The organism is Antarctobacter jejuensis (genome assembly GCF_052266595.1).
GTDB lineage: Bacteria > Pseudomonadota > Alphaproteobacteria > Rhodobacterales > Rhodobacteraceae > Antarctobacter > Antarctobacter jejuensis.
Map to the genome: position 1 here is coordinate 37,372 of NZ_JBQQXJ010000005.1, position 24,124 is coordinate 61,495.

The 24,124-nt window shown below is 64.0% G+C and carries 26 protein-coding genes and 1 tRNA gene; 12 read left to right on the forward strand and 15 right to left on the reverse strand.

The genetic code is table 11. The features are described from left to right. The first annotated feature begins 11 nt into the window (after positions 1-11). The gene (locus ACTXGA_RS08600; protein WP_443392744.1) at positions 12-197 is read left to right on the forward strand and encodes a DUF1674 domain-containing protein; all 186 of its coding nucleotides are present in this window, start codon (positions 12-14) and stop codon (positions 195-197) included. A 50-nt stretch (positions 198-247) separates the two neighbouring features. Here ACTXGA_RS08600 and dapB read toward each other — a convergent pair whose 3' ends face one another. Then, on the reverse strand, positions 248-1,060 hold the full coding sequence (gene dapB, locus ACTXGA_RS08605; RefSeq protein WP_443392745.1) for a 4-hydroxy-tetrahydrodipicolinate reductase: 813 nt from the start codon (positions 1,058-1,060) through the stop codon (positions 248-250). A 109-nt stretch (positions 1,061-1,169) separates the two neighbouring features. Between dapB and rbfA the strand changes: the two genes are divergently transcribed. The 4 genes from rbfA to ACTXGA_RS08625 all read left to right on the forward strand — a co-directional run bounded on the left by rbfA (position 1,170) and on the right by ACTXGA_RS08625 (position 4,490). After that, positions 1,170-1,565 (forward strand): 30S ribosome-binding factor RbfA, encoded by a 396-nt coding sequence (gene rbfA, locus ACTXGA_RS08610; RefSeq protein ID WP_443392746.1) that lies wholly within the window; start codon positions 1,170-1,172, stop codon positions 1,563-1,565. 4 nt (positions 1,566-1,569) lie between these two features. Then, positions 1,570-2,316 carry a phosphodiester glycosidase family protein gene (locus ACTXGA_RS08615; protein ID WP_443393137.1) on the forward strand — a complete coding sequence of 249 codons (747 nt, stop codon included), beginning with the start codon at positions 1,570-1,572 and terminating at the stop codon, positions 2,314-2,316. 67 nt (positions 2,317-2,383) lie between these two features. Beyond that, complete coding sequence (locus ACTXGA_RS08620) at positions 2,384-3,730, forward strand: TldD/PmbA family protein (protein ID WP_443392747.1); 1,347 nt, start codon at positions 2,384-2,386, stop codon at positions 3,728-3,730. Then, the gene (locus ACTXGA_RS08625) at positions 3,717-4,490 is read left to right on the forward strand and encodes a 3'(2'),5'-bisphosphate nucleotidase CysQ (RefSeq protein ID WP_443392748.1); all 774 of its coding nucleotides are present in this window, start codon (positions 3,717-3,719) and stop codon (positions 4,488-4,490) included. The genes ACTXGA_RS08620 and ACTXGA_RS08625 overlap by 14 nt, the downstream gene beginning before the upstream one ends. Positions 4,491-4,496: 6 nt before the next feature. On the opposite strand, the gene ACTXGA_RS08630 is transcribed toward ACTXGA_RS08625, so the two are convergent. From ACTXGA_RS08630 to ACTXGA_RS08640, 3 genes are all read right to left on the reverse strand, one after another. Next, entirely contained in the window at positions 4,497-6,038 is a 1,542-nt protein-coding gene (locus ACTXGA_RS08630; RefSeq protein ID WP_443392749.1) for an ABC transporter permease subunit, read from the reverse strand. Next, entirely contained in the window at positions 6,035-7,090 is a 1,056-nt protein-coding gene (locus ACTXGA_RS08635) for a quaternary amine ABC transporter ATP-binding protein (protein ID WP_443392750.1), read from the reverse strand. The genes ACTXGA_RS08630 and ACTXGA_RS08635 overlap by 4 nt, the downstream gene beginning before the upstream one ends. A 76-nt stretch (positions 7,091-7,166) precedes the next feature. Beyond that, the gene (locus ACTXGA_RS08640) at positions 7,167-8,129 is read right to left on the reverse strand and encodes an ABC transporter substrate-binding protein (protein WP_443392751.1); all 963 of its coding nucleotides are present in this window, start codon (positions 8,127-8,129) and stop codon (positions 7,167-7,169) included. A 225-nt stretch (positions 8,130-8,354) separates the two neighbouring features. Here ACTXGA_RS08640 and ACTXGA_RS08645 point away from each other — a divergent pair, with 225 nt between their 5' ends. The 4 genes from ACTXGA_RS08645 to lpxK all read left to right on the forward strand — a co-directional run bounded on the left by ACTXGA_RS08645 (position 8,355) and on the right by lpxK (position 11,925). After that, positions 8,355-9,371 carry a LacI family DNA-binding transcriptional regulator gene (locus ACTXGA_RS08645; protein WP_443392752.1) on the forward strand — a complete coding sequence of 339 codons (1,017 nt, stop codon included), beginning with the start codon at positions 8,355-8,357 and terminating at the stop codon, positions 9,369-9,371. A 103-nt stretch (positions 9,372-9,474) separates the two neighbouring features. Then, positions 9,475-9,714 (forward strand): DUF4170 domain-containing protein, encoded by a 240-nt coding sequence (locus tag ACTXGA_RS08650; protein ID WP_443392753.1) that lies wholly within the window; start codon positions 9,475-9,477, stop codon positions 9,712-9,714. Between the two features lie 4 nt (positions 9,715-9,718). After that, positions 9,719-10,924, forward strand: a complete 1,206-nt coding sequence (locus ACTXGA_RS08655) for a 3-deoxy-D-manno-octulosonic acid transferase (protein ID WP_443392754.1) — start codon at positions 9,719-9,721, stop codon at positions 10,922-10,924. Next, positions 10,924-11,925 carry a tetraacyldisaccharide 4'-kinase gene (gene lpxK, locus ACTXGA_RS08660; RefSeq protein WP_443392755.1) on the forward strand — a complete coding sequence of 334 codons (1,002 nt, stop codon included), beginning with the start codon at positions 10,924-10,926 and terminating at the stop codon, positions 11,923-11,925. Before ACTXGA_RS08655 ends, lpxK begins: the two co-directional genes overlap by 1 nt. A gap of 1 nt (position 11,926) precedes the next feature. On the opposite strand, the gene ACTXGA_RS08665 is transcribed toward lpxK, so the two are convergent. After that, the gene (locus ACTXGA_RS08665) at positions 11,927-12,790 is read right to left on the reverse strand and encodes an N-formylglutamate amidohydrolase (RefSeq protein ID WP_443392756.1); all 864 of its coding nucleotides are present in this window, start codon (positions 12,788-12,790) and stop codon (positions 11,927-11,929) included. 148 nt (positions 12,791-12,938) lie between these two features. Here ACTXGA_RS08665 and ACTXGA_RS08670 point away from each other — a divergent pair. Then, positions 12,939-13,013, forward strand: a tRNA-Val gene (locus ACTXGA_RS08670). 98 nt (positions 13,014-13,111) lie between these two features. After that, on the forward strand, positions 13,112-13,237 hold the full coding sequence (ykgO, locus tag ACTXGA_RS08675) for a type B 50S ribosomal protein L36 (RefSeq protein ID WP_007792261.1): 126 nt from the start codon (positions 13,112-13,114) through the stop codon (positions 13,235-13,237). A 99-nt stretch (positions 13,238-13,336) separates the two neighbouring features. Here ykgO and ACTXGA_RS08680 read toward each other — a convergent pair whose 3' ends face one another. Continuing rightward, the gene (locus ACTXGA_RS08680) at positions 13,337-15,016 is read right to left on the reverse strand and encodes a peptidoglycan-binding domain-containing protein (protein WP_443392757.1); all 1,680 of its coding nucleotides are present in this window, start codon (positions 15,014-15,016) and stop codon (positions 13,337-13,339) included. Positions 15,017-15,244: 228 nt separating this feature from the next. Beyond that, positions 15,245-16,417 (reverse strand): phenylacetate--CoA ligase family protein, encoded by a 1,173-nt coding sequence (locus ACTXGA_RS08685; protein WP_443392758.1) that lies wholly within the window; start codon positions 16,415-16,417, stop codon positions 15,245-15,247. An 89-nt stretch (positions 16,418-16,506) separates the two neighbouring features. Between ACTXGA_RS08685 and ACTXGA_RS08690 the strand changes: the two genes are divergently transcribed. After that, complete coding sequence (locus ACTXGA_RS08690) at positions 16,507-17,325, forward strand: hypothetical protein (protein WP_443392759.1); 819 nt, start codon at positions 16,507-16,509, stop codon at positions 17,323-17,325. An 81-nt stretch (positions 17,326-17,406) separates the two neighbouring features. Here the strand turns inward: ACTXGA_RS08690 and ACTXGA_RS08695 are convergent, their stop codons facing one another. The 8 genes from ACTXGA_RS08695 to ACTXGA_RS08730 form a co-directional block, all read right to left on the reverse strand. Next, complete coding sequence (locus tag ACTXGA_RS08695) at positions 17,407-17,793, reverse strand: cupin domain-containing protein (RefSeq protein WP_443392760.1); 387 nt, start codon at positions 17,791-17,793, stop codon at positions 17,407-17,409. Between the two features lie 47 nt (positions 17,794-17,840). Further along, on the reverse strand, positions 17,841-18,665 hold the full coding sequence (locus ACTXGA_RS08700) for an ABC transporter ATP-binding protein (protein ID WP_443393138.1): 825 nt from the start codon (positions 18,663-18,665) through the stop codon (positions 17,841-17,843). A 110-nt stretch (positions 18,666-18,775) separates the two neighbouring features. Continuing rightward, on the reverse strand, positions 18,776-20,071 hold the full coding sequence (locus tag ACTXGA_RS08705) for an ABC transporter substrate-binding protein (protein WP_443392761.1): 1,296 nt from the start codon (positions 20,069-20,071) through the stop codon (positions 18,776-18,778). A 97-nt stretch (positions 20,072-20,168) separates the two neighbouring features. Further along, complete coding sequence (locus tag ACTXGA_RS08710; RefSeq protein WP_443392762.1) at positions 20,169-21,245, reverse strand: branched-chain amino acid ABC transporter permease; 1,077 nt, start codon at positions 21,243-21,245, stop codon at positions 20,169-20,171. Between the two features lie 417 nt (positions 21,246-21,662). After that, positions 21,663-21,935, reverse strand: coding sequence for a hypothetical protein (locus tag ACTXGA_RS08715; RefSeq protein ID WP_443392764.1), 273 nt, complete (start codon positions 21,933-21,935; stop codon positions 21,663-21,665). Further along, positions 21,928-22,176: a hypothetical protein gene (locus tag ACTXGA_RS08720; protein ID WP_443392765.1), complete on the reverse strand. Its 249-nt coding sequence runs from the start codon at positions 22,174-22,176 to the stop codon at positions 21,928-21,930. The genes ACTXGA_RS08715 and ACTXGA_RS08720 overlap by 8 nt, the downstream gene beginning before the upstream one ends. 93 nt (positions 22,177-22,269) lie before the next feature. Further along, the gene (locus tag ACTXGA_RS08725; protein WP_443393140.1) at positions 22,270-23,187 is read right to left on the reverse strand and encodes a branched-chain amino acid ABC transporter permease; all 918 of its coding nucleotides are present in this window, start codon (positions 23,185-23,187) and stop codon (positions 22,270-22,272) included. Between the two features lie 129 nt (positions 23,188-23,316). Next, positions 23,317-24,072, reverse strand: coding sequence for an ABC transporter ATP-binding protein (locus tag ACTXGA_RS08730; RefSeq protein WP_443393142.1), 756 nt, complete (start codon positions 24,070-24,072; stop codon positions 23,317-23,319). Positions 24,073-24,124: the final 52 nt, after the last annotated feature.

Consider the following 24,124-nt stretch of genomic DNA (forward strand, 5'->3'; position numbering starts at 1 on the left):
AGGAAAGCCCGATGACCGACGCGCCCAAATCCGATCTTCCGCCCGCCGCCCAGCGCGCCCTTGCCGAAGCCGCCGAACGCCGCGCCAAGGCCGAGGCGGACGCCAAGGCGCAGCCCAGGGAATTGGGCGGGCGCGATGGCCCGGAACCGGTTCGCTACGGCGATTGGGAAAAGAAGGGCATCGCCATCGACTTCTAAGCCCTGGACCTTTGCCTTGGTGAGCCTGAAGCGACCTGCAGACGCAGGGGTTATTTCAGGCCCAGCACGTCCAGCATGTCATATTCGCCCGGCCCCTTGTCCTGTCCCCAGACAGCGGCCTTCAGCGCGCCGCGCGCAAACAACGCCCGGTCCGAGGCGATGTGCTTCAGCACGATCCGCTCTCCCGCAGTGGCAAAAAGCACCTCGTGTTCGCCGACGATGTCGCCGCCACGGACGGCATGAAACCCGATGTCGCCCTTCTTGCGCGCGCCGGTGATGCCGTCGCGGCCACGGTCCGACACGTCGTCCAGCGCCACGCCACGCCCTTCGGCCGCCGCCTCGCCCAGCATCAGCGCGGTGCCCGAGGGGGCATCGACCTTGCGGTTGTGATGGGACTCGATGATCTCGATGTCCCAATCCACGTCCAGCGCGGCGGCCACCTGTTTCGTCACCTGCGTCAGAAGGTTGACCCCAAGGCTCATGTTACCTGCCCGCACGACGATCGCGTGGCGCGCGGCCAGAGAGATCTTGTGCAGGTCGTCCTCGCTCAGCCCGGTTGTGCCGATCACATGCACCACCCGCGCCTGCGCGGCCAGTTCGGCAAAGGCGACCGTGGCGGCGGGCGCTGTGAAATCGATGACAGCATGGGCGCGGGCAAAGGCCTCGAGCGGGTCGTCCGAGACCATGACGCCCAGCGCCGCACCGCCCATGGCAAGCCCGAGGTCCTGCCCGATCCAGTCATGGCCGGGCCGTTCCAGCGCACCGCACAGGTGCAGGCGCTCATGTTCGCCGATCATTTTGACCAGCATCTGACCCATGCGGCCCGAAACCCCTGTCACGACAACGCCGTAATTCTCCGTCATGCCCTTGCCTCCTGACGATCCAGTGCCCGTGTTACCGTCATTCACAACCGATTGCACGCCCCCTGCGGACTGCTTGGCAAACCGCGATCCGAAGCGTAAGTCTCATCCCATGGCACGCAACAAATTCCATGATGGCCACGGGCCAAGCCAACGTCAGCGCCGGGTCGCCGAGCTGATCCGACGCACCCTGTCAGAGGTGCTGCAACGTGGTGACATTCACGACCCGGACCTGAACCGGATGTCGATCACCGTGGGTGAGGTCACGGTCTCGCCCGATCTCAGGGTCGCGACCGCCTATGTGGTGCCCTTGGGCGGCAAGCAGCAGGACGACATGTTCGACCTGCTGGATCGCAACAAGGCCGAATTGCGCCGCGCCGTATCGCGCGGTCTGACGCTGAAGTTCGCGCCCGAACTGCGGTTCCAGCTGGACAAGACCTTTGACCAGCTCGACGACACCCGCCGCATGTTGTCCGATGACGCCGTGCGCCGCGACCTCGACGACTGATCCGATGCGCCTGTTTGCCACCTGTCTTGCCCTGCTGATCGCCGCCGGTTCGCCGCCGCAGGCGCGCGCCGTCACCTGTGAGGACGCGACCCATGACGGCAAGGTTTTCACCGTCTGCGAAGTCGACGCGACGTCAGAGAGCCTGCGCCTGTTCCGCACCGACGAAAATGGCACGCCTTACGGCCATTTCAGCGTGCTGGAATCGCAACTGGCGGATGACGGTCAGCGGCTGGTCTTTGCGATGAATGCAGGCATGTACCACGAGGACCGCTCTCCGGTCGGCCATTACCTAGAAGACGGCCAGGAAGAGATGCGGGTGCTGTCCGGCCCGTCGAAAGGCAATTTCGGACTGCTGCCGAACGGGATCTTCTGCATCGGAAAAGGCTGGGCGCGGGTCATTGAAACGCGCAGTTTCCTGGCGGACCGTCCGCGGTGCCGCCATGCCACGCAATCCGGTCCGATGCTGGTGATCGAGGGCGCGCTGCATCCGCGCTTTTTGCCGGATTCGACGTCACGCTATATCCGCAACGGCGTCGGCACCTCTGCGGACGGGCAGCGCGCGGTCTTTGTCATTTCGCAGAATTTCGTCACCTTCCATGAATTCGGACGGTTTTTTCGCGACGTGCTGAAGGTGCCGAACGCGCTGTTCCTGGATGGCAATATTTCGCGCCTCTATGCGCCGCAGATCGGACGGGACGATTTTGGCCGTCGCATGGGCCCCATCGTGGCGGTCACCGAACCGGCGCGCTGATACCCCCCGGCCTTGCCTCTGCCGTCAGGGCGGCTTACCTCGGTCTGGCAACAGACCCGAGGCCACCATGACAGACACCACTCCGCAGACACTTGCCGCCGCCCTGCTTGATGCCGCATCGAAGGCCGGTGCGGACGCCGCGGATGTGCTGGCGGTCGAGGCGACATCCCTGTCCATCGACGTGCGCGGCGGTCAATTGGAACAGGCCGAGCGGAGCGAATATCGCGACCTGTCGCTGCGGGTCTTTGTCGGTCAGCGGAATGCGAGCATTTCCGGTTCCGACATCCGTTCCGAGGCAATGGATGAGATGGCTGCGCGCGCGGTGGCGATGGCACGCGAAGCCCCCGAGGATCCCTACGCCGGGTTGGCGGATCCTGCGCAACTGGCCACGGACCGCGACGCCGGACCGCTGGAACTGCATGATCCCACGGCGGAACCTTCGCCCGCCGCGCTGGAACAAGACGCGCGTGAGGCCGAGGCCGCTGCGCTGTCCCATGACGGCATCACCCGCATCGACAGCGCCGCCGCGCAATACAGCCGTCAGAACATCGCGCTGGCGGCCTCCAACGGATTCAGCGGCGGTTATCAGCGCACGTCGCGCGGGCTGTACTGCGTGGCCATCGCCGGTGAGGGGCTGGGGATGGAACGCGACTACGACGGCGACTCGCGCATCTTTCAGGGTGATCTGCGCACCGCGCAGGACATCGGCGACAGTGCTGCCACCCGCGCGCTGGAGCGGCTGAACCCGCGCAAGCCCAAGACCGGCGCCTATCCGGTGCTGTTCGATGAACGTATCGCCTCTTCGCTGATCGGCCATCTGGCGGCCGCCGCCAATGGCGCGCAGGTGGCGCGCGGGCAGTCCTGGCTGCGCGGCGCGCTTGGCGAACAGGTGCTGCCCGAAGGCCTGAGCCTGATCGAAGACCCGCACCGTCCCCGCGTGACAGGCTCCCGCCCGTTTGACGCCGAGGGATTGCAGACCCGCAAGCGCGCGATGGTGGACAAGGGCGTGCTGACTGGCTGGACGCTGGACCTTGCCAATGCGCGCAAGCTGGGTATGGAAAGCACCGCCAATGCCGCGCGCGGCGGCGGATCGGTCTCTCCTGCAATCTGGAACCTTGAACTGACGCAAGGAACGCAATCGCGCGCCGACCTGATCCGCGAAATGGGAACCGGCCTGTTGGTGACCTCTATGATCGGGTCGACCATCAACCCCAACACCGGCGATTATTCGCGCGGCGCTGCGGGCTTCTGGATCGAGAACGGAGAGATCAGCTATCCGGTTTCCGGCGTCACCATCGCGGGCAACCTGCGCGACATGCTGAAAACGCTGATCCCGGCCAATGACGCGCGCCCGTGGCTGAGCCGCGTGGTTCCCTCCCTGCTGGTCGAGGGGCTGACCCTTGCCGGCGAGTGATCTGTCCCTTCTGATCGAGGCCGCGCGCGAGGCAGGCAAGGTTGCCACGGCCTTCGTCGGCGGCGATCTTGGCGTACAGCACAAAGCGCAGGACAACAGCCCGGTGACCAAGGCCGATCTGGCGGTCAACGCCCTGTTGTCGGAAAAGCTGCGTGCGGCGCGCCCGCATTATGGCTGGCTGAGCGAGGAAAGCCCGGATGATACCGAGCGCCTGTCGGCCAAGCGGGTCTTCATCATCGACCCGATCGACGGCACGCGGTCCTTTATCGAGGGCGAGCGCACATGGGCGCATGCGCTGGCCGTGGTCGAACATGGAGAGGTTCTGGCTGCGGTGGTCTACCTGCCGCTGATGGACAGGCTCTATTCCGCCAGCCTTGGCGGCGGCGCGCGGCTGAATGGCACGGTGATCTCTGCCAGCCAGGAGGGGCGTCCGGCCAAGGCCGAGGTGCTGGCCACCCGGCCCAGCCTTGACGCTAGTCATTGGCCCGGCGGCCTGCCGACGCTGAAGCGCAGTTATCGCCCCTCACTGGCCTATCGGCAAAGCCTTGTGGCCGAGGGGCGCTATGACGCGATGTTCACCTTTCGCCCGACATGGGAATGGGACATCGCGCCGGGCGCGCTGATCCTGTCCGAAGCCGGGGCCAAGATCACCGACGGGCGCGGTGCGCCGTTGCGGTTCAATGCCCCGGTGCCGCAGGCGGACGGGATGATCGCCGCCAACCCGCGCCTGCATTCGGCGCTGATGGACCGGCGGCTGTAGCGCCCCTTAGCGACGCCCGCCCTGCACGATCCGGTCAAGGATCATCGCACAGAACAGGATCGAGAACCCGGCAAGGATCCCCTGCCCCACGTTGGCGTATTGCAGCGCCTCCAGCACGTCCTCGCCCAACCCCTTGGCCCCGATCAGCGAGGCAACCACGACCATGGCCAGCGACAGCATGATGGTCTGGTTGATCCCGGCGCGGATCGAGGGACTGGCCAGCGGCAGGTCCACCCGTGTCAGCAGATACCACTTGTTCGCCCCGAAACTGATCGCCGCCTCGCGCACGCTTTCGGGCACGCCGCGCAACCCCAGCACCGTCAGGCGCACGACGGGCGTGCCGCCAAAGATCATCGTGACCACCACTGCGGCGGGTTTTCCGGTGCCGAAAAAGGCGATGACGGGGATCATGAAAACGAAGGCGGGCATGGTCTGCATGAAGTCCATGATCGGCTGGATCGCTGCGTAGAATCGCGGACGCCGGGCGGCGAACATGCCCAGCGGAATGCCGATCAGGATCGACAGGCAGGCGGCCGTTCCCAGCAGCGCCAGCGTGGTCATCGCCTTTTCCCAAAAGCCGAGAAAGCCCATGTAGGCCAGGAAGGCCCCCGACCAGATCGCCATCCGCACCCCGGCGGTCAGCCATGTCAGCAGGATGATCAGCGAGGCGATCACGATCCACGGGGTCGAGACAAAGACCAGTTCCAGCGCGTCCAGCACCACGCGGATCACATAGGTGATGGCGTCAAAGAAGGCCTCGCCCCCCAGCACCGCCCAGTTGAAAAACGCCTCGACCCAGGCGATGGCGGTCAGCCGGATGTCCGGGTCGGTCGGGAATTCGGTCAGAAGGCTGTAGTGCCCCGGAAAGCTGTAGTGCAGCACCGCCGCCAGAACCACGAGGCCCATGAATATCGCGCTGAACACGATCTGCGGCACCGGCATGCCGGACCGGATCGACCGGTCCGACAGCCAGTCGGAAAACCGCGATTCCAACGCCGAATTGGCAACCACCGCCTCGACACATTTGGTCAGAAGAAGGATACCGATCCCGGTCATCACGATGGTCGGCCCCTGCGCGGCCAGCGCCTCTGCCTCGGCGCGGATGCCGCCGATATTGGCCTCCAGCGCCTCGACCGTGCGGCGAAAGGCATCCGCCCTGTCAGACCCGCTTTCGATGGCGGCCGCCAGTTGCTGTTTGCGCAGTTCCAGCGTGCCTTCGATGGATGCGATCCGCTCCATCGCGCTGGCGGCAAGGTCTCCGAACAGGCCGCGCGCGATCTGCACGATGGCCAGCGCCTCAAGGATCAGGAAGGGCAGCGCCCATGACCACAGGCCCCGCGCCCCGAACCAGACCGGCCCAAAGAGGCCCGCGAACAGGTTGAAGGTGGGTGTGAACCGCGCCGAGGCGCCGATCTTGTTGAAGTTGCGGATGTAGTAATCCGGGCTGGTGCGGACGAAGGTGCGGATGTTCTCGCGCCGCTCTTCGGCATAGGCCAGCGCGGCCTCGCTTTCGGTATCTTCCAGCGGGTTCAGGACCTTGTCCTTCATGATACCTCGGTCCCTTCGATGACGGTGCGCAACAGGTCGGCGCGGGTGATGATGCCCACGTCCACGCCCTTGTCCTGAACGAGGATCGGCTTGTCGTCGGCGATGGCGCGGTTGATCAGGTTGCTGAGGGTCTCGCCCTCATCGACGCGCGGCAGGTCCGCGGGCAGCGGGCCATGCGCGTTTGTATAGGTCTCGATCGGCTGCATCACCGCATGGGCATGCACCACCTTCAGGCGCGAAATTCCAGCCACAAAATCAGCCACATAGTCATCCGCCGGGTGCATCACGATATCCTCGGCGGTGCCGACCTGCACAACCTTGCCATCGCGCATGATGGCGATGCGGTCGCCGATGCGCACCGCCTCATCCAGATCGTGGGTGATGAAGACCGTGGTCTTTTTCAGGATCTTCGACAGGCGGATGAATTCATCCTGCAACTGTCGCCGGATCAGCGGGTCCAACGCGGAGAACGGTTCATCCATCAACAGGACATCGGGGTTCGCGGCCAGCGCACGGGCAAGGCCGACGCGCTGTTGCATTCCGCCGGACAGTTCGTGGGCAAATTTGGATCCCCATGCGCCCAGTTCGACGATATCCAGAATGGCCGCCGCCTGCCGCATGCGCTCATTCTTGGCCACTTGCCGGATTTCCAGCGGCAGGGCCACGTTGTCCAGAACGGACCGATGCGGCATCAGCGCGAAGTTCTGGAACACCATGCCAATCTTGCGGTTGCGGAATTCCTGCAACTCGCGCGTGCCAAGGGCCATCACGTCAACGCCCTCGATCTCGATCTTGCCGGCGGTGGGTTCCAGCAGCCGGTTGAAATGGCGGACCAGCGTGGATTTGCCGGAACCGGACAGGCCCATGACGCAGAAAATCTCGCCCCTGTTCACCGACAGGCTGACATCCGCAACGCCGACCACGGCGTTGAATTCGGCCAGCACCTCTGACTTGGTCAGCCCGCGTTCGCGGATCGCCTTCAGCGCCTCTTCGGGCCGGTTGCCGAATATCTTCCAGATGTTCGAGATTTCGATAACGGTGTCAGCGCACATGAAGGTCTGCTTCCCCTTTGGCGGGTCGACAGCGGCGCGGGGCCGCTGCCGTCCATGTTGTCAGGCCCAATGCCGGTCAGAGACCCAGCATCGTGTCGACACGGTCCGAGTTGTTTTCAACCCATTCCGCCGCCACTTCGGCCGGATCGCGGCCGTTTGCGCTGATTTCATAGGCCAGTTGGCTGACGTCATCGGCGGTCAGGGCGAAATTGGCAAAGAACTCGGCAATCGCGGGTGAGCGATCCGCCAGCGAATTCGACCATGCGATCTGCACCTGCTTGAGCGCGTCCTTGGAGGCGACCATCGACTTGTCATACCAATCGGCGTCATCCGAGGGCTGAACCATCACGTATTTCTCGGGGTCGTAGCTCGGTTCGGTCAGCATCTCGACGTCGAACATGAACCAGACCGCGTGCGGCTTGTAACAGTAGAAGGCATAGCCTTCGCCCTTGGCGATCGAGTCCTTGATGCGCGCGGTCTTGACGCTTTCCTCGGCCCGGATCGGTTCGATGAAATCCAGAAGGCCGTAGTCACGCACCTTGACCTCGTTCACGTTGGCAGAGGCCCAGCCAGGCGCGCCAATCCACAATTCCCCCTTGCCGTTACCGTCGCTGTCCATCAGCGCGGCCACGTCCGGGCGGCCAAGGTCCGCGATATCGGTGATGTTGTTTGCGGTGCCAAAGTCCTTGGACACGCAGAAGCCCTGATTGCCCTCATAGGGGTTCTTGGACAGGGTGACGGTGCCCGCGCCGTCGACGTATTTCTTGGTAAAGCTTTCCTGGTTCGGCAGCCAGACATCGGGATGCACGTCGATGTCGCCCTTGCCCTGATCCATGGCTTGGAAAATCGTGGCGTTGTTGCCGGGCACATATTCGACCTCGCCACCGATCCGGGTGGTCACGACTTCGCCCAGCACGTATGCAATGGCCTGTGCGCCGGTCCAGGACGGCACGCCGATGTTCACCTTTTCCGCGAAAGCGGGCAGCGCCAGAACGCTGAACGCCGTCGCAAGTCCCAACGATTTGATCTTGAAGTTCATGGTCGTCTCCTCTGTTGATTTGCGCCTCTTCTGGGCGTCAATGCAGTCAGTTGTCTGTTGTTCTGCTCATCCCTTGATGCCCGCGCCCTTGCACGCCGGGGGGCCGACACTGCTGAAGGCCAGCGGGGGGTGCGCCATCAGCACCGGAGCACCTCTTGACCTGACGTCGCTCATCGTGAATGTAACTAGTTACACCTGTCAAGGAGTCGGTTCCGACTTCCCCTCATGACCAGCTTTCCGTTCAAAAAAAGATCGAACCTGCGCGATGTTGCCGCCTTGGCAGGCGTCTCTGTCGCGACGGTCAGCCGGGTTCTCAACGACAAGGGCAAGGTTTCCGGCGAAACGCGGCGCAGGGTGCAGGATGCGATGGCCGAACTGAAGTTCGTGCCCTCCGCCGCGGCCCGCGCCATCAATAGCGGCCGGTCCCGCATGGTCGCGGCCTTGTTGCCGACGCTGGACAACTCGATTTACAGCCGTGTTGTCAACGGTTTGGAAAACCGTCTGGACGCCCGCGGGCTGTCCCTGCTGGTGGCGCAAACCGGCGACGATCCCGCCACCGAACTGGACCGCGCGCGCAAGATCGTCGACATCGGGGCCGAGGCGCTGATCGTCGCCGGAGTCAGCCATGACACGGGGCTCTACGATCTCATGGAACGTGCGCAGATGCCCGTGGTGGCGGTGTCCTATTTCGACCCGGATCACCGCCTGCCGACGGTCGGTTATGACAATGCAGAGGCCATCATGATCGCGGCCCGCCATCTGGCCGAGCTCGGGCACAAGGAGATTGCGGTCGTTCACGGCCCGGCCCGACACAATGACCGGATCAGGCGCCGGATCGAGGTTCTGAATGCCGCACCACTCGGGTTGAACATCCGCTACCTGGAGGTGCCCGCTGCGATGGAAGGCGGACATGTCGCCGTGGAGCGACTGATCGACGCTGGGACCGCCTGTACCGCTGTCCTGTGCTTTTCCGATATCATTGCCCACGGGGCGCTGGCGGCACTTGCGCGCCGGGGCATCGCCGTGCCGCACCAGATGTCCGTGATGGGGATCGAAAACCTGCCCGGCTCTCATCATACCTGCCCCGGACTGACCAGCGTCCGGTTGAGCCTTGAAGAGATGGGCCGTGAAGCCGCCGAAGCCGTTGCGCATTGGCTGGAAACGGGCCACCGCCCGGCCCCGGTCCGGATGCAATCCGAACTCATCCTGCGCGAATCCACGGCACATCCCCCGCAGTCGTGACCCTCGATGGCCTGTCGTAGGGGAACGGCCACGCGCGCGCCTTGACCATGTGCGCGGTATCGCTAGGGTCGCCGGCAACGCGTCACAGCAGAGGATAGCGCCAATGCAACGCCTTCACCTCGTTTTCGGCGGCGAACTCGTCGACCCGACCAAAACCGTCTTCAAGGATGTGGGCGACCTCCACATCGTTGGCATCTTTCCGAACTACCAAGAGGCCTACAACGCCTGGAAGGCCGAGGCGCAGCGCACCGTGGACAACGCCCACATGCGCTATTTCATCGCTCACCTGCATCGCCTGCGGCAAGAGGGGCAAGAGGCCTCCTCGACCGAGGAACTGGGCTGATCGCATGTCGCGGCGGGCGCTGAGCCTTTCGGCCTACCTGGCCTATGCGCGCAGCGCCACCGCCCCGGGCGATGCGCCAAATTGGCCCGACCGGCCCAGAGGGCCGCTGGTCTGGGGCTTTGCCGAGGACGGCGAACAGGGGCGCGCACTGGCCAGCCTGTGTACGCGTCTGATCGCGAACCGGCCGGAAACGACGGTCTGGCTGAGCGGGCGCTGCCCCGAACGGCCGGGCCTGACGACTGTTCCGCTGCCACGCGAAATGGCGACCGATGATATGCGCGGTGTCAAGCGCGTGAAACCGGATGTGACCCTGTGGGTGGGGCAGACATTGCGCCCCAACCTGCTGACCGCGCTCAGCGAATCGGGCAGCCACCTGATCGCGCTGGACCTTCAGGATGCACCGTTTGCGGCGGACGCCCCGCGATGGCTGCCGGATCCCACACCTGCGGTTCTGTCGTTGTTTCACAGTCTTTACAGCACGGATGCCAATGCCTCGCGCCGCCTGCGCCGCCTTGGGGTGGATAGCAGACGGGTGCATGATGCCACGCCGTTTCTGGACACAGACATGCCGCTGGATTGCCCCGAAACCCTGCACGAGGAACTGGCCGGACTGCTGGCGGGGCGGCCCGTCTGGCTGGCGGCGCGGTTGCGGGCCGAGGAGGTGCGCGATGTTCTGGCCGCGCACCGTCAGGCCAGCCGCCTAGCCCATCGGTTGCTGCTGATTGCCGTCCCCGCCGACGATGCCGCGGCAGAGGTGATGACCCGCGTGCTTGCCGGTGACATGATGCGCGTCTGCAACTGGGACGCGGGCGAAACCCCGGACGAGAACACGCAGGTTCTGCTGACCGAAGGCCCGGAGGAACTGGGCCTGTGGTATCGCCTTGCGCCGCTGGCCTTCATCGGCGGCTCGCTGGATCAGGGCCACGGCGGCGAGGACCCGTTCGAGGCCGCCGCTCTTGGCACCGCCATCCTCTATGGCCCCAATGTGGGCGGCCACCTTGCGGCCTATTCCCGGTTGGTGACGGCAGGTGCCGCGCGGATCGTCCGCGATGCCGATTCGCTGGGCACGGCGGTTTCGCATCTCGTCGCTCCGGATCAGGCGGCCAGCATGGCGCATGCGGGCTGGGACGTGATTTCATCGGGCGCGCGGCTTGTGGACCGGGTTCTGGCCGAAACCTGCGACGTGCTTGACCAGAGAGACAGCAGCTGATGCGTCCCCCCCGTTTCTGGCAGACCCCGCCCGAACGCCCGGCGTTGCGTGCGCGACTACTGGCGCCGCTGGGCGCGCTGACGGCTCGCGCGACGGCTGCGCGCGTTGCGCGGGCGCCCAAGGTCCGACCCGGCGTTCCGGTCATCTGCGTGGGCAACATCAACGCGGGTGGCACCGGCAAGACCCCCACCGTCATCGCGCTGGCGCAACGGCTGATCGCACGCGGGCTGACCCCGCATGTGGTCTCTCGCGGATATGGCGGCACGCTGGATGGCCCGGTGCAGGTCGACCCGCGGCACCACACCGCCGCCGAAACCGGGGATGAGCCACTTCTCATCGCTGCATTCTGCCCCGCCTGGGTGTCCAAGGCCCGCGCCGAAGGGGCCCGCGCGGCAGAGGCTGCGGGCGCCGATGTCATCCTGCTGGACGACGGGATGCAGAACCCGGACGTGGCCAAGGATCTGACAGTGGTCACGGTCGACGCCGTAGCCGGATTCGGCAATGGCCGCTGCCTGCCCGCCGGCCCCTTGCGCGAACCATTGGAAGCCGGTCTGGCGCGCGCCGATCTGCTGCTGTCGATCGGCCCGGAACCGGCGCAGGCCCGTTTTGCGGAGACATGGGGCGCCAGTCTTTCCTTACCGCATCTGACCGGGCACCTCGCGCCGCTGCAGACGGGCATGGACTGGGAAGGCCTGCCCGCGCTGGCCTTTGCCGGGATCGGCCATCCGGAAAAATTCTTTGCCACCCTGCGCGGTCTTGGCGCTGACATCAGACGGGCCGAGGCGCTGGAGGATCATCAGCCGTTCACACCTGCCCTGCTGTCGCGCCTGTCGTCAGAGGCAACGGCACTTGGTGCGCAATTGGTCACCACGGAAAAGGACGCGGTGCGCCTGCCGCCAGAGTTTCGTCGAGAGGTGCTGGCCCTGCCGGTACGTCTGGAAATCGATGACGCCTCTGCACTCGATCAGGCTCTGGACGCGCTGTTCGCGATGACGTCCTGACCTACTCTGCCGCAACCTGAGTCTGTCCCCGCGCGCGCAGATCGGCCAGTTCAATCACCACTCCCCGCAGGGCCGCGCGCACATCCTCGAACCGGTTGTTCGGAACGATCCGCGCCTCGTTCATGTAAAGGGATCGGTCGATTTCGACCTGTACCGCATGTTGGCGGCGCGAGGGACGTCCATAGTGCTGCGTCGTGAAGGCCCCGGCAAAAGGCGCATTGCGCGCCACGACAAATCCGGCGGATGAAAAAGCCGCCTCGACCCGTTCGACAACATCCGACGCGGCAGAGGCGCCAAAGCGGTCCCCGATCACAACTTCCGGTCTGGGCGCGCCGTGGCGCACGGCCCCGTCCAGCGCCTCATGCGGCATCGAATGGCAGTCGATTAGGATCGCCTCACCGAACCGTCCATGCGCGTCATTCAACAGCGCCTGCAAGGTGTCATGGTAGGGTCGCCAGATCCGGTTGATTCGCCGCTCCGCCTCCAGCCGCGACAGCTTGCCGCGATAAATCGCGCGCCCCCCCGCCACGACGCGCGGCACCACACCCAGCCCGCTGGCCACCCGCGGATTGTGCCCGGTGCGCCGCATCCCCTCGATCAACGCCGGATCCAGCTCATCCGCCGCCCGGTTCAGGTCTACATAGGCACGCGGCGCACATGCGCGCAGCAAGGGCGCGCCAAACTGTGGCGCACAGTCGAAAAGCACATCCACAAAGGCATCTTCGGAGGTTCGAATGCCGTGTTTGTCCAGCACCGTGGTGCGCAGGAAGCTGTCAGGGTAATCACACCCGGAATGCGGAGAGGCAAATACCACGCAAGAGGCAAGCTCATCAGGCATGTGCAGGTGGAATGGCGTGGTGGGCATTCTGTCTCCTTTGCACAGAGAATAGACCGAAATAATCGCCCGCCAAAAGCCCTTGATCCCCGTCACGAAGCCATTTATAGACCCTCCACCAGCGTGAGGCTCCCGCGCCACCGGTTAGCGGGACGGGGGAGGTTTGCAACGGCCATATGGGTGATTAGCTCAGCGGTAGAGCACTTCGTTGACATCGAAGGGGTCACTGGTTCGATCCCAGTATCGCCCACCATGAATTCATCACCCGGCGGTCCGGGAGGCGTGCCTCTCGGGTGAATGGGTATTGGCAGCAACAAGGCGCTCGCGCGCCGCGACGACAGGAGAGACCCCATGAAGGTCGCTAACTCGCTCCGCTCGCTCAAGAAGCGCCATCGCGACTGCCGCGTTGTGCGCCGCAAGGGCCGCGTTTACGTCATCAACAAGACCCAGCGCCGGTTCAAGGCGCGTCAGGGCTGATCCGGCCGGAGAGGACTTCCTCTCCACGCTGATGACGAACGAAAAAACCCCCGCAGGTCAAAACCTGCGGGGGTTTTCTTTTGTCGAGCCCCTCCGATCTCAGCGATCAATGCCGATGAACCCATCCGCCAGCAGACGCACAACCGTCTGCTCGTCCAGATACCCCGACACGCGCAGGCCCCGCGATTCCTGATAGGTCCGCAGCGCACGCCGGGTCTTTTCGTCAAACGTGCCGTCGATCTGACCCGGGTTCAGGTCAAGCTGCTGCAAACGCTGTTCGGCCAGCCGCCGGGCCACAAAGTTCAGGTTCATGGCGCGCTCTTCCTCGCGCGCGGCAACGGCGTTGCGAACCCGCTCACTGTCCTTTTGCAGCGCCGCGATTCGCTGCTCGGCCTCGGCCCGGAACGCACCCTGCGGCCAGTCGCCCAGATAGGCCTGATAGGCGCCGATCGTGTTGGCATCGCGCGCTTGCGCCCAGGCTCGCTTATCCTTCCCGACAGCTTTTTGTTCCCGCGTCCCATCGATCTTGCTCAGCGCTTTCTGCGCCTCATCGGCAAAGCGCCCCTCCGGATAGCGCTTGAGGTATTCGCGCAACCCGCTTTCGTGACCGCGGCCGCTCACCTGCCGCCAGAAATCCGCTTCTTCCCGTTCCCGAGCCTCTCGGTTCTTGCGGTCCTCTTCTTCAAGTTCCGCCGCCCGTACCGCGGCCTGCTGTTGCAGCGCCTTGAGTTGGAGCGGGTTCAGGTAGCTGGTGACCGGCAGGCCGGCGTCCTTTTGCCAGCGCTGGATCGCCCCGCGCGAACCCGCGCCAAAGATCCCGTCGATCCCCCGCGTGTCATAGCCAAGAAGCGTCAGCGCGCGCTGGATCACCCGTCGGTCGTCACGGCCAAGCTCCATGGCCTCTTCGATGCGGCGCTCCCTGTAGAATGGTTCGGCATTCAGGGCGTTCAGGCGCTGACGCGCCGCGTTGAGATGGGCGCCTTGCGGATAGCCTTGAAGATAGGTTCGGTAGGCCTCTGCCGAATCCGCCTGCTGCGCCAATCGCCACGCCGCGTTGTCCGCCGCCCGGGCGGCCGCCGTATCCTGAAACGGCGGTTCCACCGCACCGCGCGGCGGCGTCACATCTTCCGGCAGGACGATGACCTGCGTTTCAGGCGCATAGCCGTCAACCTGCAACTCGTACTCGAGGGCGGCGCGCAGCACGAACCGCCCGGTGCGGGCAAGATCCCGCACCGCGTAGCGCGCCACGTCCACCGCCGGCCCGCGTACAACCGTCACGCCCTGCGGAATATCCAGATCACCAACACCGACCGATAGATAGCGCGGCAAATCCGGTTCCGCCTCCGCCTCCCCCAGCACCAGGAACGCCCGCCCCTGATGCCCGGCCAGGATCGTCAACGCAGCGTCCAGCGGAAAGCCGTTCATCAGCACGTCCGCTTCATTGGCAGAGCCCGCCCCGGACACCGGCAACAGGTAAGCCCCGCCCGAACCATGCACAAAGGCGCCGGACAGCACGACCACGACAGGCCCGCCATCGTCGTCCAGCTGTTCGGCGAATTGACCAAAGGCGCTGCGCATCTCGTTTGCGCCTGCATCCTGCACCACTGTCACATCGAATCCCTTGGCGCGAAGGGCCTGCGCCGCCGATGCTACCCGCTGCGCCCCGAACAAGGTCTGCACCGCCGAATACCGGCTGTTTCCGATCACCAAGGCGTCGCCCTCGGCCGTCGCCGCCGTCCCAAGAACCGCGCCTATCACCGCCGCTGCCAGAATCCGCATCAACCTTCCTCCCGCTTATCTTCTTGTCGGTTCAAGCCTACCGCGCCGGGGCGCCAGAACAAGCGGCCCGCAGGGGGAAAGTGGCGGCACTCTGCGCAAGGCCGCGTCCCACGCGGAAAAGCGCCGACCTGGGATACACGCCTCACCGGCACGACCTTCTTTGGTTTCGAAGATACCCTCGGGGGAGTCGACCGCAGGGAGACGGGGGCAGAGCCCCCATCTGGCAGGTCAGTCGTAGCTGCGCTGGTCCTCGATCACCAGACCGTCGCGCGGCAGGGTTCCCGGCGCCACCAGTTCGACCCTGCCTTTCAGCTTCAGCACCTCGGCTACGCTGTTGTCATAGGCCGAGGCGTCCTGAGCCTCGGTTTCGATCCGTACGGTCAACACGTCGCTTTCCCCGTCCCGCGTCGCGACAACCCGGGCGCGGGAAATCTCGGAATGTTTCGCCACCAGTTGCGCCACCTGTTCGGGCCTGACGAACATGCCCTTGATCTTGGTCGTCTGATCGGCCCGGCCCATCCAGCCCTTGATCCGCATGTTGGTCCGCCCACATGGGGATTCGCCCGGCAGCACCGCGCTCAGATCGCCGGTGGCAAAGCGGATCAGCGGATAGTCCGGGTTCAGCGTGGTCACGACCACCTCACCCACCTCGCCCTCGGCCACTGGATCCCCGGTGCCCGGTGTGACGATCTCGACGATCACATGCTCATCGAGGATCATCCCCTCCATCGCCGCGCTTTCATAAGCGATATTGCCCAGATCTGCGGTGGCATAACATTGCAGACACTGGATGCCCCGATCCGCATAATACTGCCGCAACGACGGAAAAAGCGCCCCGCCGCCCACAGCGGCGCGCGTGATCTTCAGCGGCAGATTCATCTCGTCCGCCTTTTCAACGATCACCTTGAGGTAATCCGGCGTACCCGCATAGGCGGTCACACCCACGTCATGTGCCGCGCGCGCCTGCAATTCGGTCTGCCCAGTCCCGGCAGGCAGCACAGCCGCGCCAACCGCCCGGGCACCGGATTCAAAGATCATCCCGGCCGGCGTCAGGTGATAGCCAAAACAGTTCTGCACGATATCGCCGCGCCCGATCCCGCAGGCATTCAGGAACCGCCCCATGCGCCACCAGTCATGACTGATGCCACCGGGTTCATAAATCGGCCCCGGGCTCTGAAACACATGCGCCAGATTGGACACCGGCAAGCCACCGAAAGGCGGCTCTGCGGCCTGCCTGGCCACAAGGTCCGACTTGCGCAGGACCGGCAGGGCAGACAGCCCGTCCAGCGTCTCCAGCGGGTCCAGCCCGACCCGCGCCAATTGCCCGTTGAGCGCCTCCAGCTGCGCCGCTTCACGCGCATCCCGGCTGCGCGTCTCAAGCTCGTCGAAATAGGCGCTCATAGGCCACCCTCCCCCGCATTTGATCTGAAACAAAGTGTGCGCCGCCGATGCCGGGCTACCCTCTCACAACCAGAGAGAGGAGACCCGACGTGCCCACAGCGCTTGATGACCGGATTCGTTTCGACAAGGACCGCCAGATTCTGGATGCGGATTTCTCCGACTTCCATTTCGACAGTTCGGCCACCGTGAACAAATTCTACGACCGCATCGAAGAGCGCATCGCCAAGACCGGCGAAGAGCTCTGGTTCTTTCTCATCAACCTCAACGGCACCCGCATCGACAGCAATGCCTGGATCGCCTACGCGCGGCGTGGCCGCGCGCTGAACCACGCCCATTCCATGGGCTCGGTCCGCTTTGATGCCTCGCCTGAAACCGCCGCCCAGATCGAGCGTGCCGCCCTGACAGAGGCGTTCGACCCCAACCTCTTCACCAACCGCGCCGACGCTTTGGTCCGCATCGGACAACTGCCGTCGAAACGCCGCACGCGGGTCCAGCATGACCCGACTTACACCGAAAACGACTTTTTCCACCGCATCTCCTTTGACAAGGAGTCGCGGGTCATGAATGCCGATTTCAGCTGGTTCACCTTCAACCACTCGCGCGATGTCGATGACTTTTACGACCATATCGAAGCCCGCATCGCCGACAGCGGCTTCGACAAATGGTTTTTTCTCATCAACTACGAAGGCACGCAGATCCTGCCTGCGGCCTGGGTGCGATACGCCCACCGGGGCAAGCTGCTGAACCTTGCCAATTCGCTGGGTTCGGTACGTTACGCGCCGGGATCCGAGACCGAAGCCGACATTCGCCTGCGCGCTGAAAGTCAGGATTTTCGGCCCAACATCCGCAATACACGCGCCGAGGCGCTGGAACGGATCGCGGAAATGCGCGCCGAGGCGGCGGTCTGAACCAGCGCGGGGCGCGCAGCGCCGCAGCCGGGCGGACAGACCGCCTGACCCGGCTCGGGACAGATCAGGTGCCATCCCTGCTTACTCCGCAGCCCAACGGAAGGGTTCGTAGATGTTCACCACATGGGTGGTGAGCAAGACGATATCTGCGGCCCCCGTGTTGATCACACCGCCATGAACCTCTCCGGCGGAGTAGAACAGCACCTGCCCTTCGGCCAAGGTCATTCCGCTGCCATCCGCCATCTCGACCGGGCCTCCGGTCAGAACCACCGCGTGTTCGTCGCCCGGGTGCGCGTGTTTTTCGATCCGCCCGCCCGGCATCACCGTCACGCGAGTGAGCACCAGCTTCAGATCCTCGGCATCGCTGACCGGCTGGTCCTGCAAGATCTCGCGTTTCACAAGGTCGCTGGCGACCACCGGCGCGGCGATCATCATCAATGCAGCAATGGTCAGGGCAGTTCTGAACATCTGGGTCCTCCAATCCTCGGGACCGGCCGGATAGGCCGGCGTGTGGCTCAGGCGAGCCAGCGCTTGCGGCGCCGGTAAGAGCGGACGTCACGAAAGGATTTGCGCCCTTCATCCGACATCCCAAGGTAGAATTCCTTGACGTCGGGGTTTTCCCGCAGCTCGGCGGCGGGCCCCTCCATCACCACGCGCCCGTTCTCCAGGATGTATCCCGAATGGGCATATTTCAGCGCGACGTTCGTGTTCTGCTCGGCCAGCAGGAAACTCACGCCCTCATTTTCGTTCACCGATTTCACGATCTCGAAAATCTGCTCCACCAACTGCGGCGCCAGCCCCATGCTGGGCTCATCCAGCAAGATCGTTTCCGGGCGGCTCATCAGGGCCCGACCGATGGCCGTCATCTGCTGTTCCCCACCAGAGGTATACCCCGCCTGCGACCTGCGGCGCTCCTTCAGGCGCGGGAAATAGGAATAGACCATCTCCAGATCCTGCTCGACGGCGGCTTTGCCGTCGCGGCGGGTATAGGCCCCGGTGCGCAGGTTTTCCTCGACGGTGAGGTGTTCGAAACAGTGGCGGCCTTCCATGACCTGGATTACGCCGCGCTTTACCAGCGCTGCCGGATCAAGGTCCTGCACTCGCTCGCCCTTGTAAACGATGGAGCCCTTGGTGACCTCGCCACGTTCCGAATGCAGCAGGTTCGATATTGCCTTCAGCGTGGTTGTCTTGCCCGCGCCATTGCCGCCCAAAAGCGCGGTGATCCCGCCCTTCTTCACGGTCAGGCTCACGCCTTTCAGCACGAGGATCACGTGATTGTAGATCACCTCGATGTTGTTGACCTCTAGGAGCGCCTCGTCCGTCCGGCCTGTATCCAGCATCATCTCACCTCGCACACCGGGTCGGATCCGCGCCGCCCCTTTGGCTTCTTCCCTTTGAAAATACGCAAGAAATCCCGGCGGCGCCCGCGCGCCGCCGGGACAGGACGCGATTACATCGCGTCACAGCCTTCGGCCATCGGCCAGGGCGCATTGGCGTCGGCGTATTCCTTCGCCTTTTCCTCGGCCAGCGCCTTGTAGCCGGCAACATTCGGCGTCAGGTGGTCAGAGACCTTGACGAACTTGGAACCGTCCCATTCCAGCATCCAGCCACCCGAGTGGCCGGTGTGGTTGGAACAGGAGGTCGAGAAGGGCGGCACCATGCCGGTCAGGCCCAGCTCGTCGATCCGTGCTTCGGTCATGTCGATGTTTTCCAGACCCCAGCGCAGCTGTTCGGCGCTGATCTCGGCGGTGCCGTATTCGGCCTGCGCCACGCGGATGCCTTCGGCAAGGATGGCCGAAATCACGATGCCGCGCGAATAGAACACGCCCGACATCTCGGTCGCGTCCGACTTGGACTTGCCTGCGTCGACAACGTGTTTTTTGATGTCGGCCATGACCGGCGCGTCCATGTTCGGGAAGGACCAGCTGATCGACTTGTAGCCCTTGCCGTCCTCACCGACGATGGCAAGGTCCGCGTCATGCCCGGACCACCAGACACCGACGAAGTTTTCCATCGGGAACTTGGTCTTGACCGCTTCGGTGATGGCGCCCGCGTTCATCGCGCCCCAGCCCCACATCACGACGTAGTCAGGACGCATCCGGCGGATCTGCAGCCACTGTGCCGACTGGTTCTGCATTTCCTTCAGGCCGACCGGGATCGGGTTCAACTCAAAGCCCTTTTCAGCGGCCAGCTGTTCCAGCACCGGGATCGGCTCTTTGCCATAGGGGTGATCAAGGTGAAGGAAGGCGATGGTCTTGCCATCAAGGCTGCCCTGCCCTTCGAGATACTGGATGATCATGTCGGCCGCATCCCAGTAACCCGACGGCGTGTTGAACGCCCACTGGAAGGTCTTGCCGTCCATCATCGGGCTAAAGCCATAGCCCGGCGCGAGGATCGGGATCATGTCGACGTTGGTCTTGGGCAGCACCTGCAGGGTGATCCCGGTCGACCACGGCTGCGTCACGATCGCCTTGCCCTTGGTCTTTTCATAGCATTCCACGCCCTTTTCGGTGGAATAGCCGGTCTCGCATTCCTCTGCGTTGACCGGAATGCCGCCAACGCCGCCGTCGCGCGCGTTGAGCATCGCCAAATAGTCTGCCTGACCGTTCATCAGCGGGATGCCGGTGGCGGCAAAGGGGCCGGTCCGGTAGGCTAGGTTCGGGGCAAAAAGCTCCTGCGCGTAGCTGGCTCCGGCGGTCGCTGCCGCCAGAGCACCCGCAAGCGCCAGTTTGGTGAAGTGTTTCATAACGTTCCTCCCTTGGAATGTCTCATTGATACGTGGTCTTCTTGGTCTTGGGCCGAGGTCATGCGGCCATCGGGGGCGTGCAGGCACGCCCCACAGTTCAGTGCGGGAATGGCCAGAGGATCAATTTCTCCCGGATCAGCCGCCACAGTTGCGCCAGCCCGTGCGGCTCGACGATCAGGAAAAACACGATCAGGCTGCCCACGATCATGATGTTCAGATGCTCGACCATGGACGACGAGATCGGAATGCCCAGCGCCTCGGGCAGCAGGTTCAGCACCACTGGCAGCCCGACGATCAGGATCGCCCCCAGGTAGTTGCCCATGATCGACCCCAGCCCGCCGATGATCGCGATGAACAGGATGCGGAAGGACAGCGGAATATCGAACAGGTTCGGCTCTGCCGCGCCGCGCCACATGAAGACGAACAGCGCACCTGCGACGCCCACGATGTAGGACGAAATGGCAAAGGCCGTCAGCTTGGACCGCATCAGGTTGATGCCGATCAGTTCGGCGGCGATGTCCATGTCACGCGTCGCCTTCCACGTCCGGCCAAGGGTGCCGCGCGTGAGGTTGATGCACAGCATAGTCAGCAAGCAAACGATGAACAGCACGACATAGTACTGCACCATCGAATCCGCCTGCGGACCGGACACATAAAGGCCGAAGATATCAAGGTTCGGCACCTGGATCGCGCCGGAGGCGTTGTAGTTGTAAAGCCAGGCCCATTTCTCGAACAGCCAGACAAGAAAGAACTGCGCCGCCAGGGTCGCGATGGCCAAGTAAAATCCCTTGATCCGCAGGGAGGGGATCCCGAACATCACCCCCACACCGGCGCTGAACACCCCCGACAGCAGGATCGCGATGATCGGGTTCATCCACGGCATGATCGTGATCATCTTGTAGCAGGCGTAGGCACCGACCCCCATGAAGGCCGCCGTCCCCAGCGACAACTGCCCGGCATAGCCGGTCAGGATGTTCAGGCCCAAGGCGGCCAGCGAATAGATCAGGATCGGGATCAGCAGCGTCTGGAAGGTGAACTCGCTCGCCGTCAGCGGAAAGATCACCCAGACGAACAGCAGGATGATCCCCAGCAGCACGGCATCCTGCCGGACCGGGAACAGCGCCTGGTCGGCCTCGTAACTCGTCTTGAACTGTCCTGCGGTGCGATAGAGCATCCGCCCCTCCCTCTTGTTTGCCGCGATTCAGGCCGCGGCGTCGTTCATTTTCCCGCCGGGTGGCACAGGCCATCCCCGCAGGCAGAAAATTCCCAGCGCAATCAGCGCCGACAGCGGCACCAGCAAAATCGCCCCTGGAAGTGCAGCCAAGACAAGAACGCTCCACCCCTGCCAAGGTGCTGGCCCGGGATTGGCCGGTTCCCGTCTGGTATCATGGAGGCGAACAAGACCCCCAAACACCAGCCAGGGCACAATCGCGGCGAATAACAGTCCCAAAGGCCACCATTGCAGGTGCGGTGCGTCAAACAGCCGGGCAACAAAGAATGCCGCCGGAAGCAGGGCGCAAAGGCCTGTGACCACGGCAGAAATCAAACCCGCCCTTAGCCAGCCGTTATTGCACCGGGCCCGCTCCATGCGTCAGACGTCCTCCCCGTCGCGGCGCCCGGATCCAAGGCTCCAGACTCGCGCCGCCGTCGTCGCGGCCACACTCATCCCCGCCAGTGACAGGGCCGCCATGTTCCAGAAACCCGCCGTGACCAGCCCCGCCATCGGTAGCCCCCCCCGGTTGACCGCTTCTTCCGGTTCCCCTACCCCGTTGGCACTGCGCGCCAGATCGGCGATTGCCGGATCTGGGCGGTTGACGGGGCGCGCGCTGGCGCTTTTGTCCATGGGCAGCGTCATCTCAGGCATCCAATCCTTCATCAGCCTCGAACCGCGGACGGCTGGTGCTGCGTTTCGCATAGCCGGTCGCCTCCGTGTGTTTGACCAGCCAGAAATAGGCCCACATGCCCACCGCCGCCCCTGCCGCCGCCAGCAGCAGCGCGATGACCATGCTTCCGCCCTGCGCCGGATCGGCGGTCAGCGCGAGGTAGCCGAAGGCCCAGAACCCTGCCCAGGCAATCACGTTCAGAATTGCGATCAGTTTCGACATGGCAGTTCGATCCTTGTTTTGCCGTTTTCCGTAGGGCGGGGTTCACCCCGTCGCCCTCGGCGCGTATTTTGGCGCGGCGGGGTAAACCCCGCCCTACACCCTTTCAATGATACGTTCCCCGAACAGCCCCTGAGGCCGGAACAACAGCACGATCAGCGCAAGGACAAAGGCGAACCACGTCTCGGTGTTGCCACCAAGGATCGGCTGGCCCCAGTAGATCTCGAACAGCTTTTCCGACAGCCCGATGAGAAGCCCGCCAATGATGGCGCCGGTGATCGACTCCAGCCCGCCCAGCATCAGCACCGGCAGCGCCTTGTATGCGATCACCTCCAGCGCAAAGGACACCCCTGCCCGCGCGCCCCAGGCGATGCCTGTGACCAGCGCGATGATGCCCGCGATGAACCAGACTAGCACCCAGATCGTCTGCAGCGAGATGCCCACCGACAGCGCGGCCTGATGGTCGTCGCCCAGCGCCCGGATCGCGCGGCCCATCTGCGTGTAGTTCAGGAAGGCCAGCAGCGCACCCACCAGCAGCACGGCCACCGCAACCACCGTCATGTCGAGGTGCTGCAGGATCAGCAATCCGCCCCAAGGCTCCAGCACCGTGTCGCCGGTCGGGATGCCCAACTCGGCGGAAATCATCTGCTTGTTCTCACCGCCAAAAATGATCTCGCCCAGACCGATCAGGAACAGCGTGATCCCGATGGTCGCCATGAACAGGATAATGTCCGGCTGACCCACCAATGGCCGCAGCACCACCCGTTCGATGCTGACCGCCAGCACGAACATCACGCCCAGGGTCAACGCCACCGCGATCCAAGCCGGGATGCCGAAGGCATGCAGCCCCACCAGCGTCAGCGCGGCAAACACCACCATGATGCCCTGCGCAAAGTTGAAGATACGGCTCGAGCGGAAGATCAGGACAAAGCCCAGCGCGATCAGTGCATAGAGCACGCCAGACACCAGCCCCTCCCACAACACCTGCAACAGGAAATCCGGAGCGGCGACCATGTCGACAAAGGGCGCGACGAAGATTTGATTCAGAAGGTCCAACTCAGCTCTCCCCCGCCGAAATTTCAGGATGTACGATTTGTCTGGAAGCCATGGTCAGAACGTAGGTCTTGTACAAAACAGGCGTCATCAGTGCGGCACCCCCAGATAGGCGTCGATCACGTCCTGATTGCCGCGCACCTCGTCCGGTGTGCCGTCGCCGATCTTCTTGCCGTAATCCATGACCACGACCCGGTCGGACAGGTCCATGACCACGCCCATGTCATGCTCGATCAGGCAGATCGTGGTGCCGAACTCGTCGTTCACGTCCAGGATAAAGCGGCTCATGTCCTCCTTCTCCTCGACGTTCATGCCCGCCATCGGCTCATCCAGCAGCAGGATCGACGGCTCCGCCGCCAAGGCGCGCGCCAGTTCCACCCGCTTTTTCAAACCGTAGGGCAGCCTGCCGACAGGCGTCTTTCGGATCGACTGGATTTCCAGGAAGTCGATGACCTTCTCGACGATCTCGCGGTTCGCCATTTCCTCGTTGCGCGCCCGGCCCCACCACAGCGCCTGCGCCGGGATAGAGGCGTTCATATGCGTCAACCGGCCCGTCATGACGTTGTCCAGAACGGTCATGCCCTCGAACAGGGCGATGTTCTGGAACGTCCGCGCCACACCCATGCGGGCCACCTCGTAGGGCTTCATGGGGGGGCGTTTCGCGCCCTTGTACCAGACCTCGCCGATCGTCGGCGTGTAGAACCCCGAGATGATGTTCAGCATACTGGACTTGCCGGCCCCATTCGGCCCGATGATGGCGCGGATCTCTCCTTCCCGCACATCAAAGGAGATGTCGGAAATCGCCGTGACCCCGCCGAATTTCAGGGTGATGTTCTTCATCTCCATCAGAACGCCGCCGATCTGGCGCCCATCCGCGGTGACATATCCTTCGGTGTCT

Bases quoted from the DNA above. Each gene is read 5' to 3' on its own strand.
- ACTXGA_RS08700 (WP_443393138.1), bottom strand. From the start codon at position 18,665: ATGCTGGATACAGGCCGGACGGACGAGGCGCTCCTAGAGGTCAACAAC.
- ACTXGA_RS08600 (WP_443392744.1), top strand. From the start codon at position 12: ATGACCGACGCGCCCAAATCCGATCTTCCGCCCGCCGCCCAGCGCGCC.
- ACTXGA_RS08640 (WP_443392751.1), bottom strand. From the start codon at position 8,129: ATGAACTTCAAGATCAAATCGTTGGGACTTGCGACGGCGTTCAGCGTT.
- ACTXGA_RS08630 (WP_443392749.1), bottom strand. From the start codon at position 6,038: ATGAAGGACAAGGTCCTGAACCCGCTGGAAGATACCGAAAGCGAGGCC.
- ACTXGA_RS08650 (WP_443392753.1), top strand. From the start codon at position 9,475: ATGCAACGCCTTCACCTCGTTTTCGGCGGCGAACTCGTCGACCCGACC.
- ACTXGA_RS08710 (WP_443392762.1), bottom strand. From the start codon at position 21,245: ATGCTCTATCGCACCGCAGGACAGTTCAAGACGAGTTACGAGGCCGAC.
- dapB (WP_443392745.1), bottom strand. From the start codon at position 1,060: ATGACGGAGAATTACGGCGTTGTCGTGACAGGGGTTTCGGGCCGCATG.
- ACTXGA_RS08620 (WP_443392747.1), top strand. From the start codon at position 2,384: ATGACAGACACCACTCCGCAGACACTTGCCGCCGCCCTGCTTGATGCC.
- ACTXGA_RS08680 (WP_443392757.1), bottom strand. From the start codon at position 15,016: ATGCGGATTCTGGCAGCGGCGGTGATAGGCGCGGTTCTTGGGACGGCG.
- ACTXGA_RS08705 (WP_443392761.1), bottom strand. From the start codon at position 20,071: ATGAAACACTTCACCAAACTGGCGCTTGCGGGTGCTCTGGCGGCAGCG.
- ACTXGA_RS08730 (WP_443393142.1), bottom strand. From the start codon at position 24,072: ATGGAGATGAAGAACATCACCCTGAAATTCGGCGGGGTCACGGCGATT.
- ykgO (WP_007792261.1), top strand. From the start codon at position 13,112: ATGAAGGTCGCTAACTCGCTCCGCTCGCTCAAGAAGCGCCATCGCGAC.
- ACTXGA_RS08655 (WP_443392754.1), top strand. From the start codon at position 9,719: ATGTCGCGGCGGGCGCTGAGCCTTTCGGCCTACCTGGCCTATGCGCGC.
- ACTXGA_RS08720 (WP_443392765.1), bottom strand. From the start codon at position 22,176: ATGTCGAAACTGATCGCAATTCTGAACGTGATTGCCTGGGCAGGGTTC.
- ACTXGA_RS08685 (WP_443392758.1), bottom strand. From the start codon at position 16,417: ATGAGCGCCTATTTCGACGAGCTTGAGACGCGCAGCCGGGATGCGCGT.
- lpxK (WP_443392755.1), top strand. From the start codon at position 10,924: ATGCGTCCCCCCCGTTTCTGGCAGACCCCGCCCGAACGCCCGGCGTTG.
- ACTXGA_RS08615 (WP_443393137.1), top strand. From the start codon at position 1,570: ATGCGCCTGTTTGCCACCTGTCTTGCCCTGCTGATCGCCGCCGGTTCG.
- ACTXGA_RS08695 (WP_443392760.1), bottom strand. From the start codon at position 17,793: ATGTTCAGAACTGCCCTGACCATTGCTGCATTGATGATGATCGCCGCG.
- ACTXGA_RS08715 (WP_443392764.1), bottom strand. From the start codon at position 21,935: ATGCCTGAGATGACGCTGCCCATGGACAAAAGCGCCAGCGCGCGCCCC.
- ACTXGA_RS08635 (WP_443392750.1), bottom strand. From the start codon at position 7,090: ATGTGCGCTGACACCGTTATCGAAATCTCGAACATCTGGAAGATATTC.
- ACTXGA_RS08645 (WP_443392752.1), top strand. From the start codon at position 8,355: ATGACCAGCTTTCCGTTCAAAAAAAGATCGAACCTGCGCGATGTTGCC.
- ACTXGA_RS08665 (WP_443392756.1), bottom strand. From the start codon at position 12,790: ATGCCCACCACGCCATTCCACCTGCACATGCCTGATGAGCTTGCCTCT.
- ACTXGA_RS08725 (WP_443393140.1), bottom strand. From the start codon at position 23,187: ATGGTCGCCGCTCCGGATTTCCTGTTGCAGGTGTTGTGGGAGGGGCTG.
- rbfA (WP_443392746.1), top strand. From the start codon at position 1,170: ATGGCACGCAACAAATTCCATGATGGCCACGGGCCAAGCCAACGTCAG.